The organism is Peribacillus sp. SRI_006 (assembly GCF_057586375.1).
The window spans coordinates 59,507-78,036 of sequence record NZ_JBYCZT010000001.1 but is presented as its reverse complement, the minus strand read 5'-3'; the positions used below and the strand labels follow the sequence as shown (position 1 = coordinate 78,036).

Below are 18,530 nucleotides of genomic sequence, written 5' to 3'. Positions count from 1 at the left end.
CTTCAAGTCCGCAGACTTGAAGCTTTTTTTAGCTATCTTACTATTACGCGTGTTTTGCAATAAGTTCAGCAAGTGCTTCTTTAGGTTGGAAACCAACAACCTTATCGACCACTTCACCGTCTTTAAGGACGATTAATGTCGGGATGCTCATCACACCGAATTTTCCAGCTGTTTCTTGGTTTTCATCTACATCCACTTTTACGATTTTTGCTGTATCGCCAATTTCAGTATCAAGCTCTTGAAGAACAGGAGCGATCATTTTACAAGGTCCACACCATGGAGCCCAAAAGTCTACAAGAACGACACCTTCGCTAGTATCTGTTGTGAAAGTTTGGTCAGTTGCATTTACAATAGCCATATATATTTCCTCCTCAAATTTACTCAAATAACTAAAAACAGTATACCACTGTTGCTCAAATCGATGCTAATATTTTGCTTCAGTGGTAGGATGTCCAAAAAAAGAGTAACTATGCAGGCCAAAAACCCTCCCCATTAGCGCAAACAAAGGGGCAAGACATGTATCGGCTCATGCCGAATGTCTTGCCCCTCATCTGTATTATTTCTATTACGCGTTAACTTTAAGTTTTTTGAATTCTTCCGTAAGTAATGGAACGACTTCGAAAAGATCTCCGACAATTCCATAATCAGCCACATTGAATATGTTAGCTTCCGGGTCTTTATTGATGGCAACGATAACCTTGGAATTGGACATTCCCGCTAAATGCTGGATCGCACCGGAAATTCCGCAGGCGATATAAAGATCAGGTGTTACGACTTTACCCGTTTGCCCGATTTGTAATGAGTAATCGCAATAGTCTGCATCACATGCTCCCCGGGAAGCTCCTACCGCTCCGCCAAGAACCTGTGCCAGTTCCTTTAATGGTTCAAAACCATCTTCACTTTTCACGCCACGGCCACCCGCGATGATTACTTTCGCTTCTGAAAGGTCCACCCCTTCACTGGCTTTTCTAACAACATCCTTAATGATTGTCCGTAAGTCCTTAATATCCACACTTAATGTAGAAACATCACCAGAGCGGGACTCATCTTTCGCTAATGGTTCGATATTGTTCGGACGGATTGTCGCGAAAATCACGCCAGCTGTAACAATTTTCTTTTCAAATGCTTTACCAGAATATATCGGGCGGGTGAAAACGATATTTCCGCCTTCTTCTTCAATGGATGTAACGTCGGAAATCAATCCTGATTCAAGTTTTCCAGCCAATTTAGGTGCAAGGTCTTTTCCTAAGGCTGTATGCCCAAAGAAAATTCCTTCCGGCTTTTCCTGCTCGATGACGGCAAGCAAGCTTTGCGCATATCCATCTGAAGTATATTGTTTCAATTGATCATTTTCGACTGCAATAACCCGGTCTGCACCATACTGGATCATTTCATTACCTAAATTCTGAACACTGTCACCAACTAAAACACCAACAATTTCCCCGCCATCCGCTGCAAGCTTAGCCGCACCGATAGCTTCAAATGATACATTTCTTAGTGAACCATCACGAACTTCGCCCAATACAAGAAACTTTCTAGCCATTTATAAAAACCTCCTGTGCTCTATTTTTCTTTTTGTCGTGTGTTGTTGTTTTGAGATGTACCGTATCGATTAAATCACTTTTGCTTCACTGCGTAATAACTGAACAAGCTCGGTAACTTGAGCACTGATTTCCCCGTCCAAAACTTTTCCAGCTTCTTTTTTAGCAGGAAGGTAAATTTCAATCGTTTTTGTTTTGGCCTCAACATCGTCCTCTTCCAAATCCAGGTCATCCAATTCCAATTCTTCAAGCGGTTTTTTCTTTGCCTTCATGATTCCTGGCAATGAAGGATAACGTGGCTCATTTAGCCCTTGTTGCGCTGTCACCAATAATGGAAGAGAGGCTTCGATCGTTTCAGAGTCCCCTTCGACATCACGGATAACGCTTACATTTCCATTTTCTATGTCCAATTTAGTAATGGTTGTAATATAAGGAATTCCCAAAATTTCGGCAACGCGTGGTCCCACTTGACCAGAGCCGCCATCGATTGAAACGTTCCCTGCAATGATTAGATCTGCATTTTTATCTTTTAAGTATTCGCCAATAATTTTGGCAGTCGTGAATTGGTCACCATTTTCTATGTCGTCTTCTATATTTATCAATACAGCTTTGTCAGCACCCATTGCCAACGCTGTGCGTAATTGCTTTTCAGCCTCTTCTGTTCCGACAGAAATAACCGTTACTTCGCCGCCTTGTGCATCACGCACCTGGATTGCTTCTTCAACTGCATACTCATCGTATGGATTAATGATGAATTCTGCCCCATCCTCATTGATTTTCCCGTTGGATAGTGTAATTTTTTCTTCTGTATCAAATGTTCTTTTCAGCAGTACATAAATGTTCACGATAATACCTCCCGAATAATTTGAGTTTTGAAGATTATGAATTTTATTGATATATAGTAATGTTCTACAGATTTCACCATAATCCTGCATGATATATAAAAATAGTTATTTAAACCGAAACATCATTTCCCTTTGAATACAGCTTCCCTTTTTTCAATGAAAGCGGCGATTCCTTCTTGTGCATCGGCAGTATCGAAAGCCTGACCAAAGAGGGCAGCTTCCCTTTCCACACCTTTATGGTAGGAATCATGCTTGGAATAATTCAATAACTCAATGGCCGCCTTTAATGCCAGTGGGCTCTTCTTGGCAATTTTATTGGCTAGATCCTTAGCTTTTGGAATCAGTTCTTCATCCGTGAAGGCATGATTCGCCAATCCGCATTGCACAGCTTCGGTGCCTGAAATCGGTTCACTTGTAAACAGCATTTCAGCTGCCTTTGCCATGCCTACGTAACGAGGAAGACGTTGGGTCCCAGCAAATCCGGGGATTAAGCCCAACTGCAGCTCAGGCAAACCAAGTTTAGCCCTTTCGGTGACCAAACGGATGTGGCAGGCCATAGCCAGCTCCAATCCTCCGCCAAGCGCCGCACCATGGATGGCTGCAATGACCGGTTTTGGAAAAGATTCGATTTTCTCAAATACAGATTGACCATTCTTGGTCAGCTTCTCGAAAGCTTTCCCGTTTTTCACTTCCGTAAACTCTTTAATGTCCGCTCCTGCAGAGAAGAATCTTCCTTCACCATGAAGAAGGACAACCCGTACGGCTTCGTCTTTCCCAATTTGATCGAATGCCTGTGAAAGCTCTCCGATGATAGCCGAAGAAAGTGCATTTGCTGGTGCATGATCAATCGTTATAAAAGCCACATGATTTTCGACAGAAAGCTTAAGATATTCCATATCAATCCCTCCAGGCATGATAGTCAAACTTTTTTGATAATTCTCTATGTATCACTTCCTGTTAAAGCTGGAAGTTGAATTAACCGATTCTTTCGAGGATGGCTAGCCATCCTCTATTTAAATCGTTAACTTTTCAGGCCACAGCCGCCAATCAGCAGGCGGTGAACGTCTGGTGCAAGGTAAGGAAGCGAATACTTTTGCTCATTCATGACCCAAGTCGTCACAGTTTCATCAATCGTTCCAAAAATCATCTGCCTGGCAAGTAAATTATTTAAATCAGGCAGGAATTCGCCGTTCTCTTTTCCTTCTATAATGATCTGATCGATTAAATTTAAATACCCTCTTAACACATCATTGATTCTAAGGCGCAATTCTTTATTCGACTGTCTTAATTCCAACTGAGTGACAATTGCTAAATTCACGTCTTCTGAAAGGTTTTGAAAATGTTTTTGGATGAGCACATGCAGTTTTTCCGAAGCAGTGGTCTTTCCTTTTATCTCTTCTTCGATCTGTTCCACAAAATACCCCATCTTTTCATGGAATAATGATATTAAGATATCTTCTTTATTTTTAAAATAAAGATAAATGGTGCCATCCGCTACGCCTGCCTGTTTGGCGATTTTGGATACTTGGGCTTGATAGTAACCGTTTTGGGCAATGACAATAACGGCCGCATCAATAATTTGATTATACTTTGGTCTGTTGCTTTTCACTGGATGTCCCCTTTCAGAAAAATGAATGAACCATCATTCATATTTCTATCATAAAATGATGACCCTTTACTGTCAAGCAAAACCTTATATAAGGCTCCTGACATTTCACTTCTGTTCATTGTACAGCCACCATCCATAGCTTGTCCAGCTGTTCTGCAAAACGGAGCCCTCTTCCGCTGCTCCGTTAAAAGGGGGTGCTTGTTTAAGCTTCTTTTCTTTCCTCGGATATTTTTTTCTTTTCTTCCTCGATAAGGACTCTTCTCAGGATCTTCCCTATCGTCGTTTTAGGAAGTTCATCCCTGAATTCATAGCTTCGCGGCACCTTATACGAAGCCAGGTTCTTTCTGGCAAATTCATTCAATTCCTCTTCAGTGACCTTGGCATTTTTTTTCAGGACGACATAGGCCTTGACGGTCTCTCCTCGATAAGGGTCAGGGATGCCTGCCACAACTACTTCCTGTATGGCCTCATGCTCGTATAGCACCTCTTCCACCTCACGTGGATATATATTGAAACCACCTGCAATGATTGTATCCTTTTTCCTCTCGACGACATAAAAGAACCCCTGCTCATCCATATAACCCAGATCGCCAGTAAGCAGCCAGCCATTTTTAAAGGTTTTTTCCGTTTCATCCGGACGGTTCCAATAACCTTTCATTACCTGTGGTCCTTTTATGGCAATCTCGCCTATTTCATTCGGAGGAAGCTCTTCATTGGATTCCAGGGACAGAATCGCCGAGTCAGTGTCCGGCCACGGCAGTCCAACGCTTCCTTTTACACGCGGCTGATCCCAAATGAAATTAGCATGTGTCACAGGTGAGGTTTCTGAAAGTCCATAGCCTTCAACTAGCTTCCCGCCGGTAATTTTCTCAAACTGCTCTTGAACCTCTAAGGGCAAAGATGCAGAACCGCTAATACAGGCATTGATGGAAGAAAGATCATATTTAGCGATATCCGGATGGTTCAAGAGGCCGATATACATCGTTGGCGCTCCTGGAAACATGGTCGGTTTCTGTTTTTGGATGGTTTTAAGCGTCGCTTCGACATCAAACTTCGGCATGATGATCATGGTGTTCCCTTCCATGACGGAAAGAACCAAGACCGTAGTCATACCGTACACATGGAAGAAAGGCAGAATCGCAAGGATCCTTTCCTCACCGCGCTTATTTTTGTAAAGCCATGCATTGCACATTTTCGTATTTGCCAGCAAGTTCTTATGAGTAAGCATGACCCCTTTGGGAAAGCCAGTTGTCCCACCTGTATATTGCAAAAGGGCAAGGTCATTATTGACATCGATCGGCACAGTGTCGACTTCTTCAGTGATCTTTCGTTTCATGATTTCGGAAAATAAATGATGATTCCCTTCATGCTCCACATTGATGACAATGCCGTATTGCTTTTTTTGAATAAAAGGATAGATAAGATTTTTCGGGAAAGGTAAATATTCCTTGATAGCGGTTACAATTATATGTTCAATATCCGTTCTTGATGCCACTGCAGAAACACGGGGAAATAAAATATCCATCACTAAAATCATTTTCGCTCCGGAATCTTTCATTTGATATTCTAATTCACGTTCAGTATAGGTTGGGTTCGTTTGAACCACGACTCCTCCGGCCATCAATATCCCAAAAAAGCTTATGACACCCTGAGGGCAGTTAGGTAGCATGACGGCAACGCGTTCGCCTTTTTGAAGTCCGATACTTTTTAAATAGGCTGCAAACTTTAAAGCAGATTCATGCACTTCCCGGAAAGTTAATTCTTTTCCCTGGAAATGAATCGATACTTTATCAGGGAATTCCTCGGCTGATTCCTTCAAAAAAGAATAAAGAGGTTTATCTTCGTACGACAAAACAGCGGGTATCTGTTCCGGATAAATAGCTTGCCATGGCTTATTGCTCATTTGCCCCCTCCTTCTGAATATTCTCAATACTCTTAATCATTATAATACAATCGGGATTTTCTTACAATTGCCGAATTTCAGAGTATAAAGACCTTACGATTAAAGGCTGGATAGTATATATGTCCTATTCCAACTACAGGGAATGTTGGAATAGGACATATAAAAAGGGAAACAAAAAAAGGAGTGGCTATACTCCTTTCAGAATGTAGACAACCCTTTTACCCTCATTTTTTTCTTTTAAAAAAGTTCCAGTGATTGGAACGGAAGGTACAAGACTCCTGCGGGAAAAGCGTGTCTAGGGGAGACCCCGCAGGCGTGCCGAGGAGGCTCCCCGACCGCCCGCGGAAAGCGAGTGCCTGGAGTGGAAATCATTACACATACCCTCTTTCGGAAATCCGCTCCCTTTCCGCTGACTGTCTGCCAAGCCTCATCAAAGCAATCGCCTGTGGGCCCTCGGCTAGCCAGTTATTCGGCAGGAGTGTCGCAAATCTCTTCCATCCTTTAAGGAATACTGTAAAAATATGAAGAATAATCTAGTTTACTTTTAAAATTTTGGTTCGGGGCGAGAGCAATTCGGAACTCCTTTTGCCGGAAAATTGATGGGACCGCAAGACTGAAGACGAATTGGAGAAGGAGAGCCAGTTTCCCTACAATATTTCTTTAAAAAAAGTTCCAGTTGATTTCAGAAATCCGCTCCCTTTCCGCCGACAGTCTGCCAAGCCTCCTCGACGCAAGCGTCTGCGGTGTCTCGTCTAGCCAGTTATTCGGCAGGAGTGTCGCAAATTTCTTCAATCGATTGAGGATTATAGTTAAAAAAACATGAAGGATAAACTAGTCTTAAACATGGTTTAGATGAGCCTGGCCTGCAGTTTTTTCTTTTAAAACACAAAGTTGATTGGAACGGAAGATACGAGACTCCTGCAGAAAAGCGTGGCAGGGAGACCCCGCAGGCGTGCCGAGGAGGCTCCCGACCGCCCGCGGAAAGCGAGTGCCTGGAGTGGAAATCAACGCTCAAATTTCACAACCCCTCAAGAAAAAAATAAAGGATATTCAAATTTTCTTTAAAATCACAGATCGGGGAGAGCATTCCGATCCTCTTTTGTCGTCTACTGAAAAGAGGCATTCTACTTCTTGGTTTTAATTCTATACCAATACTTATATTTTTCTTCAAACCCCAATTTTCCGTATAAGCTTAAAGCAGGTGCGTTCGTTTCTATCACCTGAAGATAAGCATTTTTTGCTCCATTTTCTTTACCCCAATGCAATAGATTACGAACGAGTATTGCACCATTGCCTTGGTTTCGAAAGTTTTCATGGGTAATGATATTGTACAGGCCTATGTATTCGTCTTCCAAAACACCCAGTCCACTTGCTGTAACGGTTCCACCTTCATCAGTCAACAACATAAAGCATGTTTTTGGAATGATATTCCCTAACATCTTTTTCAGGATGGTTTGATCATGATCATCAATATTACTAAGCTGGCAGAAATCGTGAAACCATTCATCATGTAAATGATCATACTTTATGACATTGGTTTCATTCGGTGACTCTGTATCTGCCAAATTCAATACCTGGACACTTGTTGTTCCTTCAAGGGCATACCCAGACTCTTCCAGCACACGATCCAAGTTGATAGGGTTTGCCTGTGGAGTCACTTTGTACACGGCCTTATCATTCCTTGCAAAATATAATTGTTCACAATTCGAAATTTTCTTTTTCACATTTTCATTCGATGGATAGATGGGGGTGATGGAATTCGCCCTTTTCGTATATCCATCCGCAAATCGGATAACCCATCCATCATAGATTTGTGTTTGCATGGCGGGTAAAGCATTCAGCGATAATTCTTCAATCTTCTGTATCCATTTGGACTGATCCATATTCCTCCTCCTCTTCAAAAGTCTATTTGACCATTATTATTATACATGGCCCCCGATTTTTTTTAATAGAACCAAATAAAAGAAGCGGCACACTGGCCGCTTCAGTTGAACAATGTCATATAAATGATTCCAAACAGAAAAAAGATTCCGCAACAAACAATTAAGACTTTTGCAAGTTTCTCCACAGCTTACTCCCTCTCATGAAGGGCATTAAGAAATTCCGGCGCCGATGACAAAAGATAATGCGATTGATATGATCATCGATAGGAATCCAACTGCCCGATTATCTTTTTGTATTTCTTCATCTATTTTAAATCCAGGAGTCATAAATTCAAAAATGAAATAACCGATCAGCAGCAGGACAAAACCGTAGACGCCCCAGCCAATCATGGTAAGAAGCGAATTCTGATGGAGAATGGACTGTTGGAATACATAGGCGATCCCAAAAATTTTACCACCTGTTGCCAACGCGACAGAAAGGTTTCCCTGTTTGATCTCCTCCCAGTTCTTGTACTTTGTGACAAGTTCAAAAATGGCTAAAAAAACAATCATGCACAGAATAACGACACTGTAACGAGCAGCTATATATACATATTCATTTTCCCACATATTCTCCATGGTCCAACTCCCGAATGGTAACTAGCCACCCGGCTTGGCTGAATTGCCGGAATGACCGCTTTCCTTTATTTAAATTCCACCACCGTAACACCTGTTCCGCCTTCACCGGCTTCGCCGAAGCGAATCCTTTTGACAGAGCGGTGATTTTTCAAGTATTCCTGGACCCCGGACCGAAGAGCACCCGTCCCTTTACCATGAATGATGGAGACACTCGAATAACCGGCCAAAAGAGCATCATCAACGTATTTTTCCACTCTTGATATGGCATTTTCAAAGCGTTCTCCACGAAGGTCAAGTTCGACGCTAACGTGATAATCGCGGCCTTTGATCGTGGTAAGCGGCTTTGTTTCTTTTACTTTTGTGCTCTTGATGAATTCCAGGTCAGACTCCTTCACTTTCATTTTCATGATGCCAATCTGAACCTGCCATTCATTATTTGAGACCTTCTCAATCAAGTGACCTTTTTGACCAAAGCTTACGACCTTTACTTCATCTCCAGGTTTCAAGCTTTTATCCAGCGGCCTCGCAGCTTTATTTGTTGTTTTTTTCACTTTAGGCGCTGCTTCTTCAAGCCGTTTTTTTGCATCGATCAGTTCATGCTCTTTAACATCGGCATGCTTTTCAAGTCGCAGTTTACGTAAGTCGGCAATGATCGCTTCCGCTTCCCTTTGTGCATTTTCAACGATTGCCGCTGCCTCTTTTGCTGCCTTTTCAACCATCGCATCCCGTTCTTGATGGTACTCATCAATTTGCTTTTGAAGGTCTTTATGAAGAATTTCCGCCTGTTTCAGGTGATTCTTGGCTTCCAATTCTTCTTCTTCAGCCTTCTTGCGGCTGTCTTCAAGGGACGCTATCATATTTTCAACTTTATTCGTATCCTCACCGATATGGCCGCGGGCGTTGCTGATCACGTTTTCTTCCAAACCAAGGCGCTTGGAAATTTCAAACGCATTACTCCGCCCTGGTACACCAATTAAAAGTTTATAGGTGGGACTCAAGGTTTCCACATTAAATTCGACGCTTGCATTTATGACGCCTTCCCGATCATATCCATACGCTTTTAATTCCGGGTAATGTGTCGTTGCAATCACACGTGCTCCGCGCTTATACACTTCATCCAAAATGGAAATGGCCAAAGCTGCACCTTCCTGTGGGTCAGTTCCCGCTCCAAGCTCATCGAATAAAACAAGACTGTCATAATCGACATGCTTAAGGATATCGACAATATTGACCATATGCGAAGAAAATGTACTTAAGCTTTGTTCAATCGACTGTTCATCGCCTATATCGGCAAAAACAGAGGAAAACACAGCCGTTTCGGAACCATCCAGTGCAGGGATCTGCAGACCGGACTGGGCCATTAACGTACAGAGGCCAATCGTTTTCAGGGTAACCGTCTTACCACCTGTATTCGGACCGGTGATGACGATTGTCGTAAATTCATCACCAAGAAAAATATCATTGGCCACGACGACATCATTCGGAATGAGCGGGTGTTTCGCTTTGAATAATTTCACGCGTCCCTCATTATTCAGAATCGGCTTGGAACCTTTTATCGCTTTTGCATATTTTGCCTTGGCGACAAGGAAATCGATTTGTGCCAGCACTTTGACATTATGAAGCAATTCAGGGGTGAACGCACCGACTTTTTCCGATAGTTCGATCAATATCCGTTCTATTTCCTGCGTTTCCTTCACTCGGGTTTCCTGCAGGACATTATTCAGCTGAACGATTGCTTGAGGTTCAATGAACAACGTCTGCCCTGATGATGATTGATCATGAATGATCCCTCCATACACACTGCGGTATTCCTGTTTTACCGGGATGACGAATCGATCATTCCGGATGGTGATGATGGCATCGGATAACATGGTTGATGCATTGGAAGAACGGATCATACTTTCCAGTTTTTCCCTTACACGACTTTCATTCGTCCGAATTTGGTTTCTTAGGGTACGAAGCTTGTCGCTGGCAGAATCCATCACTTCGCCATGTTCGCTTACTGCATACGTAATTTCCTGCTGCAAATCAATCAATGGATGTAGGGAATCGATATATTCGGCTAAAAGCGGAACATCAATCTCCTGCTCTGCCAGTTCTTCGAAGAAACGGCTTAAGATCCTGCCGGCACGAATCGTACTCGCAAGTTCCATCAATTCCATCGGTGAGAGCATACCGCCAATCTGTGCCCTTTTTGCATGCGGACGGATATCGAAAATTCCGCCCAATGGCAAGTTACCTTTCAACCTTACGATTTTGGCAGCCTCATCTGTTTCTTCCTGCCATCTCGACACTTCTTCAAAATCCGTGGAAGGCATCAATTGCTCCGCCTTTTCTTTTCCTATGGATGAGGATGCGTGTGAGATTAATTGTTCTTTTATTTTATGAAATTCCAATGTCTTTAAAGCTTTATTATGCATGGAGTTAAAGCTCCTCCTTATTTATGGACAAATAGTTAATCATTTCTCTTTAAAAACGCCAAAAAGCCATCCGTATCCCTTGCATTAAGAACCCTGGATTCTTTAATCCAGCCCTTTTTGGCTGACGAGACACCCACAGGCATATGTTCAAGCATGTCGATGCTGTGGGCATCCGTATTGATCACGATCGGAACGCCTGCTTCCTGAGCCTTGCGCAGATGCGGAGGTGCCAAATCCAATCGGTTCGGATTCGCATTCAATTCCAAGGCCGTATTCGTTTCACGGGCCAGTTCGATCAGCATTTCTATATCCACATCATATCCGGTTCGTCTGCCGATGATCCTTCCCGTTGGATGTGCAATGATATCTACATGCGGATTATTCAGAGCCGTTTTTAAGCGCTCCATGATCGTTTCCCGAGGCTGTGAAAAGCTTGAGTGAATCGATGCAATGACCAAATCCATCTCTGCAAGCAGCTCATCGTCATAATCAAGTGTCCCATCAGGAAGTATATCCATCTCTATCCCGGAAAGAACGGTAAAGTCAGTGTATTTTTCATTAAGTTCATGGATGATCCGTTTTTGTTCACGTAAACGTTCAGCGGTCAAGCCGTTCGCCACTTTCAGATATTGCGAATGATCGGTGATGGCCATATATCGATACCCTTTTGCACGGCATGCTTCAATCATTTCTTCAATCGTATGAGCACCATCACTCCATGTCGTATGCATATGCAGATCACCTTTAATGGCCTCTAAAGATATGAGAGGTTCATTAGCATCATAATGCTCCACTTCCGTTCCGTCTTCACGCAGTTCTGGGGGAATGAAAGGAAGGCCAAAATGATTATAAAATTGTTCTTCCGTTTCAAACGTCAATACATCACCGGTTTCAGTCACTTCCACCCCATATTCGCTGATTTTCTCTCCGCGATCTTTAGCAAGCTGGCGCATCCGCACATTGTGATCCTTCGAACCTGTAAAATGATGAAGTGTCGTGATGAATTCCTTATCCTTAACGATTCGGAAATCGACAGAAATGTCATATTCATAATCAAGCACGACCGATACTTTTGTATCACCGGCCGCAATCACCTGTTTTATCCCTTTTATTGCAAGCAGTTGATTCTTAACCTCTTCGGGATGATCTGTCGAAATGATAAAATCGAGGTCCTTGATTGTTTCCCTCATACGCCGGATGCTGCCCGCCCTGGAAGAACGGATGATGTAATCCATGTTAGCAAGGGCCGTTTCAATATCAGCCGCAATCGGTCTCATGAAGGCTAGGGGGAGCCGATCTGGCCTTGAACCAGCCTCGGCAATTGCAGACAGGATCTTCTCTTCCGTTTTTTTGCCGAAACCGGCAAGCGCCGCGACCCTGCCTTCCTCACAGGCGATTTTAAGATCATTCACATCTTTGACATGCAGCTCTTTATGAAGCTTGGCAATTTTCTTACCGCCCAAACCTTGAAGCTGCAGAAGCGGAATCAATCCTTTTGGCACCTGCTCCTGAAGCTCTTCAAGTACAGTCGATTTCCCTTCATTTATATACTCTTCGATGACGGATGCCGTTCCTTTCCCGATTCCATTCAAAGCGGTAAAATCTTCGATCTCCGTCAGGCTCCGGTCATCCGTTTCCAAGGCGCCCGCTGCCTTTCGGAAAGCTGAAACCTTAAACGGGTTCTCTCCTTTTAGTTCCATATATATTGCAATTTTTTCTAATAGTTTAATGATATCTTTTTTATTAATTGTCATTTAATTCACCGCCGAAAAAATTAGTAGGGTGTCCCATGTTCACTTTCTTAAAGATACCTTTCTTGGAGGTAAAGTACAAGCAGTCAGGTTCTTAACCTTCGAATCAAATAGAATGAAGTTACATGCCGCTACATAAAAAGGGGCCTCCCCCGTGTTCAAAGTATAGGAATCCAGGACTTTGAACACGGGAGGCAGGCCCTCTTATACTGACATTAAGATTGTTTTACATCATGAAACCAAAGTTCCTTCACTTGCTCGGAAAGGAACGGCGTATGTTTCACGATCGATTCTGCCAGAAATGAGCCAGTTAATGGTTTCTGGATGGAATCCATTGGCAGCATGGCAGCTATATATAATATAATAAACATGATAAGATAGACTTCGAGAAAACCCAATATCCCTCCGCCCCAGCGATTCAGTTGCTTTAATATCGGTAGATGGGTAATGAAATTGAGCATGGATCCTATCATTTGCCAAAGAATCTTGGCAGCAAAGAAAATGATTGCAAAGGCAATTGCATTGTAATACGCCGTATCAAGCCCGACTGTATTGAAAAACATATTAAGGGTCGAGGAATCACCCATCGTTGGGAACGGAATCCATAATTTCAAATTGGGAGCAAGATCTCCGTAAAATACATAGGCGACGATGAAGGCTACAATGAACCCAGTCATATGAACCGTTTGTAAAATGAAGCCACGCTTTAAACCGATTAATAAACCGATTAAAAGAATGGCCAGAATTGCTAAATCAAGCATGTACTCAGTCCTTCTCTCTCTTTAATTCCAGTTGAAGCTGGTCTAGTTCATCTTTTAATTTAATATATTCATGGATGGTATTCACGGCCGTTAGCACCGCTAGCTTGCTTGTATCCAAGTGTGGATTTTTCATCCTGATCTCTCTCATTTTTTCGTCAACCATCGAAGCGACCAGGCGCATATGACTTGCGCTTTCTGTGCCGACGATTGTATATGGCTGTCCGTATATATCAACTGTTGTTTTATTTCGTTTATCGTCTGACAAAATGATGCCCCCAATCTAAACAATCCTAATTCTATCATATCATGAAGTTTTTCGTCATGAAAGAGAGTACATCGTCATTTCTCGCATTAAAATTTCAATAATTTGTCATACGATATCGAATTTAGGAAGAAGATTACCTATTAAACAAAATGAAGTTAGGAGCTAACCCATTATGTCCCATGTTGTTTTACTTATCAGTCCTGAACAAATAAAGGCGATGAAGTCCCATTATTCTTCATCCTTGGCGGCCAAGCAGCCGCCAGGGAGCATCTTTTCCGCCAAACCGCCGCTATGTACGGTGACGGCTTATAAATCCGGGAAGGTCCTTTTTCAAGGTAAGAATGCCGAAATAGAAGCGGTAAAATGGCAAAAAGGTACCACTGCTGCGGCTCCAAAGAAAAAAACGGCATCCTCTGCATCGGTCAACGTCCATCGATATTCGCCGCCAGCAAATATCGGAACCATGTCAGTGATTGGTTCAGACGAGGTCGGAACAGGAGACTATTTCGGCCCGATGACCGTCGTAGCCGTATATGCCAAGAAGGAGCAACTCGCTCTATTAAAGGAGCTAGGTGTCCAGGATTCCAAAAATCTGAAAGACCCACAGATCATCGACATTGCCAAACAGATTAAGGATGTAGTGCCCTTCAGCCTGCTCACATGCGACAACCCGAAATATAATGCGCTGCAGGCAAAGGGAATGTCACAAGGAAAAATGAAGGCACTCCTCCATAACCAAGCAATCAAGAACCTCATGCAAAAAATCCAGCCAGAACAAGCGGAAGCCGTCCTTATTGATCAATTCGCTCAACCAGAGGTATTTTTCAATTACCTAAAAGGCCAAGAACTATTCCAAGCTAATGCTACCTATCTATGCACAAAAGCGGAAGGCATTCACCTTGGAGTGGCAGCCGCATCCATCCTGGCCCGATATGCATTCGTCAAACGCTTTGACTTGCTGAGTGAAAAAGCGGGATTCAAAATCCCTAAAGGTGCCGGATTTGCAGTAGATGAAGCGGCCGCAAGATTGATTCACGAAAAGGGAATCGATTCATTACACGAATTCACGAAAACCCATTTTGCCAACACTGAAAAAGCGAAGCGACTCTATCAACAGAAATATCATAAATAGAAGAAAGCGGCTGATCTTCCTGAACAGCCGCCTTTTTCTCATGAAAATGCGCGGTTTACTCATGAATTCACTCTATTTACACGTGAGTTTGTGCGGTTTACTCGTGAATTCACTATTTACTCGTGAATTTGCGCCATTTACTCGTGAATTCACGCCATTTACTCGTGAGTTTGCTCCATTTACTCGTGAATTCGCTCGGTTTACTCGTAAGTTCACCTTTTACTCGTGAAATAAAAAGGACAGCTCCCCATGATTCAGGGAGCTGTCTTTTAGGTTTTATCCTCTTAGCTCTGCGCCGGCTTTTTCTTTAACGGCTTCAAGCACTTTATCATGTGCTTTTGTAATGTCCTCGTCCGTCAGGGTACGTTCCGGGTCGTAGTATTTCAGTGAGTAGGCAATGGATTTCTTGCCTTCCTCCATTCTTTCACCTTCGTATAAGTCGAAGATGCTTACTTCTTTCAGCAGTTTGCCGCCGGCTTCTTCAATAATATCCTGAATGTCCCCGGCTTTCGTGGCTTGATCCACAACGAGCGCGATATCGCGTGTGGTTGATGGATAGCGCGGAATCGTTTGGTACGCTATCGGCGCGACTTCTGCTTCGGCCAATGCTTTTAAGGAAAGTTCGAAAATGTATGTTTCTTTAATATCCAAGTCTTTTTGGACAGTTGGGTGCACTTGGCCGATAAATCCAATTACTTCACCATTCAATAGTACTTCCGCTGTCCGTCCTGGATGCATATCGTTGATTTCCGCTTGGCGGTAACTGATTTGATCAGCTAATCCAAGTGTGTCGAATAATGCTTCGATCACGCCTTTGGCTACAAAGAAATCCACTGGTTTCTTTTCACCCTGCCATAGATGTGACTCCCATAGACCGGTGATTGCTCCAGCAACATGTTCTTTTTCTTCAGGCAGTTCTTGTTCGTCACGCTTAAAGAATACCGAACCGATTTCATACAGTGCCAGTGAATCAATTTGGCGGGCATTGTTATATTTCACGACTTCCAGCAATTGAGGCACGATGCTTAAACGCAGCTGGCTTCTTTCTTCACTTATTGGCATTGCCAATCGAATGGATTCTCTTGCTTCCAATGCGAATTGGGACGCTTTTTCCTGGCTTGTCAGTGAATAGGTCACTGCTTGATAAAGGCCTGCGCCTTCAAGTGTACGGCGTGCCTTCCGCCGTTTAATTTGATAGTCTGTCAATTGTCCTGGATTAGCAGAACCGATCGGCAGTGTAACGGGGATGTTATCATATCCATATAAACGTGCAGCCTCTTCGACTAAATCGGCTTCAATCGTAATATCACCACGGCGCGTCGGGACAGTGATCGTGAATGTTTCATTGTCAAGTTCCACGCCGAATTGCAGACGTTTGAAGATTGATTCCACAACTGATACGGTCATGCTTGTTCCAAGGAGTGTGTTGATTTTTTCAAGCGTAATGCTAATGACCGCAGGTTCCATTGACAATTCGTCAACTTCTGCTGCTCCTTGTAAGACTGTTCCGCCTGCATATTGTGCAATCAATTGTGCAGCACGTTCCCCTGCTTCACGAACACGTGCCGGGTCGACGCCTTTTTCAAAGCGGGCACTAGCTTCACTGCGTAAACCATGGTCCTTTGAAGCTTTGCGAACTACTGTACCAGCAAAATATGCACTTTCAATAATGATGTTCGTCGTATCATTTTTGACTTCGGAATCCGCTCCGCCCATCACACCAGCAATCGCAACTGGCTCACTGCCATTCGTGATCACTAAATGGTCAGGTGTCAAAGTGCGTTCCGCTTCATCCAATGTTACGATTTTTTCAGCATCCTTCGCTCTGCGGATGACGATTTCCTTTGAACCAAAGCGGTCATAATCAAAGGCATGGAGCGGTTGGCCGTATTCAAGTAAAATGTAGTTCGTGATATCCACCACATTATTATGAGGTCGGATACCTGCAGACATCAACCTAGTCTGCATCCAAAGCGGTGAGGGTCCGATCTTAACATCCTTGATGATTTTAGCCATGTATATCGGGTTATCTTCTTTCGCTTCCACTTTGACACTGATATAATCAGTTGCTTTTTCAGCTGCCTCTTCTTTCTCGACTACCGGCCATTTCACTTCCCGGCCTAGAATGGCTCCCACTTCGTATGCAACACCAAGCATGCTTAGCGCGTCGGAGCGGTTTGGTGTCAGCCCAAGTTCCAGCACTTCATCACTTAAACCAAGTTCCTCCAATGCATCTTTCCCTACTTCCACATCATTAGGGAAGACGAAGATTCCTGTAGCATAATCCTTGGAAACAAGCTTGGATTCGAAGCCCAATTCTTGAAGCGAACAAATCATTCCGTGCGATTCTTCTCCGCGAAGTTTCGCTTTCTTGATTTTGAAATTACCTGGAAGGACTGCACCAACAGTAGCGACTGCGACTTTTTGGCCTTTATCGACATTCGGTGCTCCACAGATGATCTGAACGGGATTTTCGGCCCCGATATCAACTTGGCATTTATTCAATTTATCCGCATTTGGATGTTGTTCACGTTCTAAGACATGCCCGATGACGACCCCTTTTAGCCCTTCACTTTTCTTTTCCACCCCTTCAACCTCAATGCCGCTTTTCGTGATTTTGTCAGCAAGCTCCGACGCATTGATGCCTGAAAGGTCAACATAATCTTGTAACCATTTATATGACACAAACATGGTAGGTCCTCCTTTTTAAAATAAAAATTTATGCTTCGTGATGGTTGAATTGTTTTAAGAATCGAACATCATTCGTATAGAAATGACGGATATCGTCCACACCGTACTTCAACATGGCAATCCGTTCCACGCCCATTCCAAATGCGAATCCAGAGTATTTCTTGGAATCGAAGCCAGCCATCTCAAGGACGTTCGGATGAACGATCCCAGCGCCAAGCACTTCGATCCAGCCTGTTTTTTTACATACGCTGCAGCCTTTACCGCTGCAGATTTTACAAGAAATATCCACTTCGACGGAAGGCTCAGTAAATGGGAAGAAACTTGGACGAAGACGGATTTCACGGTCTTGCCCGAATACTTTTTTCGCAAATACGTCTAGCGTTCCTTTCAAGTCGCTCATGCTGATGTTCTCATCGATGACCAAGCCTTCAATTTGCTGGAATTGATGGGAGTGTGTCGCATCATCGTTATCCCGGCGATATACTTTTCCTGGGCAAATGATTTTAACAGGGCCTTGACCTTTATGTTTTTCCATCGTTCTGGCTTGAACCGGTGAAGTGTGCGTCCGCATCAGGATTTCATCCGTGATGTAGAAGGAGTCCTGCATATCACGTGCCGGATGGCTTTTTGGCAAGTTAAGTGCCTCGAAGTTGTAGTAGTCGCTCTCGACTTCAGGACCTTCCGCAACCGTATAACCCATCCCGATGAATAAGTCTTCGATTTCTTCCACGATTCGTGTTAATGGGTGAAGATTCCCCTTGTTTACCGGACGTCCTGGAAGTGTGACGTCAATCGTTTCAGTTGCTAGCTTTGCATTGACTGCCGCGGTTTCAAGCGCTTTTTGTTTCTCCTCGATCTTTGTTGCGATTGCTTCACGTACTTCATTGGCTAGTGCCCCGATTTTCGGGCGCTCTTCGGCAGATAATTTACCCATGCCGCGCAATACCTCCGTGATTGGCCCTTTTTTCCCTAAATAAGCAACACGGACTTCATTCAGTTCTTTTAATTCGGAAGCGGCGGCAACTTTTTGCAACGCTTCTTCCTGCAGTTCTAGTAAACGTTCCTGCATCATGTCTTCCTCCTTTATTTTCCTTTTGTAAAAATGAACACA

Annotated in this window: 17 protein-coding genes; 2 read left to right on the top strand and 15 right to left on the bottom strand. The window is 43.4% G+C overall.

Annotated elements, in window-relative coordinates:
* Positions 1 to 43: 43 nt before the first annotated feature.
* From trxA to zapA, 13 genes are all read right to left on the bottom strand, one after another.
* A complete protein-coding gene (trxA, locus tag AC2YHV_RS00360; protein WP_328113193.1) occupies positions 44 to 364 on the bottom strand; it encodes a thioredoxin in 321 nt (106 codons plus the stop codon).
* A gap of 201 nt (positions 365 to 565) precedes the next feature.
* Positions 566 to 1,543: an electron transfer flavoprotein subunit alpha/FixB family protein gene (locus tag AC2YHV_RS00355; protein WP_487372377.1), complete on the bottom strand. Its 978-nt coding sequence runs from the start codon at positions 1,541 to 1,543 to the stop codon at positions 566 to 568.
* Positions 1,544 to 1,612: 69 nt separating this feature from the next.
* Positions 1,613 to 2,386, bottom strand: coding sequence for an electron transfer flavoprotein subunit beta/FixA family protein (locus tag AC2YHV_RS00350; protein WP_487372376.1), 774 nt, complete (start codon positions 2,384 to 2,386; stop codon positions 1,613 to 1,615).
* Between the two features lie 122 nt (positions 2,387 to 2,508).
* Entirely contained in the window at positions 2,509 to 3,282 is a 774-nt protein-coding gene (locus tag AC2YHV_RS00345; protein WP_057276671.1) for an enoyl-CoA hydratase, read from the bottom strand.
* Positions 3,283 to 3,407: 125 nt separating this feature from the next.
* Entirely contained in the window at positions 3,408 to 3,995 is a 588-nt protein-coding gene (fadR, locus tag AC2YHV_RS00340; RefSeq protein WP_487372375.1) for a fatty acid metabolism transcriptional regulator FadR, read from the bottom strand.
* Positions 3,992 to 4,114 carry a hypothetical protein gene (locus AC2YHV_RS00335; protein WP_262983582.1) on the bottom strand — a complete coding sequence of 41 codons (123 nt, stop codon included), beginning with the start codon at positions 4,112 to 4,114 and terminating at the stop codon, positions 3,992 to 3,994. Before AC2YHV_RS00335 ends, fadR begins: the two co-directional genes overlap by 4 nt.
* An 83-nt stretch (positions 4,115 to 4,197) precedes the next feature.
* On the bottom strand, positions 4,198 to 5,898 hold the full coding sequence (locus AC2YHV_RS00330) for a long-chain-fatty-acid--CoA ligase (protein ID WP_413011583.1): 1,701 nt from the start codon (positions 5,896 to 5,898) through the stop codon (positions 4,198 to 4,200).
* Between the two features lie 1,124 nt (positions 5,899 to 7,022).
* Positions 7,023 to 7,781 carry a GNAT family N-acetyltransferase gene (locus AC2YHV_RS00325; protein ID WP_098866434.1) on the bottom strand — a complete coding sequence of 253 codons (759 nt, stop codon included), beginning with the start codon at positions 7,779 to 7,781 and terminating at the stop codon, positions 7,023 to 7,025.
* A gap of 210 nt (positions 7,782 to 7,991) precedes the next feature.
* Positions 7,992 to 8,399, bottom strand: coding sequence for a DUF350 domain-containing protein (locus AC2YHV_RS00320; RefSeq protein ID WP_034309012.1), 408 nt, complete (start codon positions 8,397 to 8,399; stop codon positions 7,992 to 7,994).
* Between the two features lie 65 nt (positions 8,400 to 8,464).
* Positions 8,465 to 10,819, bottom strand: a complete 2,355-nt coding sequence (locus AC2YHV_RS00315) for an endonuclease MutS2 (protein WP_487372374.1) — start codon at positions 10,817 to 10,819, stop codon at positions 8,465 to 8,467.
* 35 nt (positions 10,820 to 10,854) lie between these two features.
* Complete coding sequence (gene polX / locus AC2YHV_RS00310; RefSeq protein WP_487372373.1) at positions 10,855 to 12,573, bottom strand: DNA polymerase/3'-5' exonuclease PolX; 1,719 nt, start codon at positions 12,571 to 12,573, stop codon at positions 10,855 to 10,857.
* A 212-nt stretch (positions 12,574 to 12,785) separates the two neighbouring features.
* The gene (locus AC2YHV_RS00305; protein ID WP_034309018.1) at positions 12,786 to 13,331 is read right to left on the bottom strand and encodes a CvpA family protein; all 546 of its coding nucleotides are present in this window, start codon (positions 13,329 to 13,331) and stop codon (positions 12,786 to 12,788) included.
* Positions 13,332 to 13,335: 4 nt separating this feature from the next.
* A complete protein-coding gene (zapA, locus tag AC2YHV_RS00300; RefSeq protein ID WP_034309021.1) occupies positions 13,336 to 13,596 on the bottom strand; it encodes a cell division protein ZapA in 261 nt (86 codons plus the stop codon).
* Between the two features lie 172 nt (positions 13,597 to 13,768).
* Here zapA and rnhC point away from each other — a divergent pair, with 172 nt between their 5' ends.
* On the top strand, positions 13,769 to 14,728 hold the full coding sequence (gene rnhC / locus AC2YHV_RS00295) for a ribonuclease HIII (RefSeq protein ID WP_063575527.1): 960 nt from the start codon (positions 13,769 to 13,771) through the stop codon (positions 14,726 to 14,728).
* A gap of 61 nt (positions 14,729 to 14,789) precedes the next feature.
* A complete protein-coding gene (locus AC2YHV_RS00290; RefSeq protein WP_487372372.1) occupies positions 14,790 to 14,957 on the top strand; it encodes a hypothetical protein in 168 nt (55 codons plus the stop codon).
* Between the two features lie 47 nt (positions 14,958 to 15,004).
* On the opposite strand, the gene pheT is transcribed toward AC2YHV_RS00290, so the two are convergent.
* Entirely contained in the window at positions 15,005 to 17,419 is a 2,415-nt protein-coding gene (pheT, locus tag AC2YHV_RS00285) for a phenylalanine--tRNA ligase subunit beta (protein WP_336059758.1), read from the bottom strand.
* 28 nt (positions 17,420 to 17,447) lie between these two features.
* Positions 17,448 to 18,488, bottom strand: coding sequence for a phenylalanine--tRNA ligase subunit alpha (gene pheS / locus AC2YHV_RS00280; RefSeq protein ID WP_053535889.1), 1,041 nt, complete (start codon positions 18,486 to 18,488; stop codon positions 17,448 to 17,450).
* Between the last annotated feature and the right edge of the window lie 42 nt (positions 18,489 to 18,530).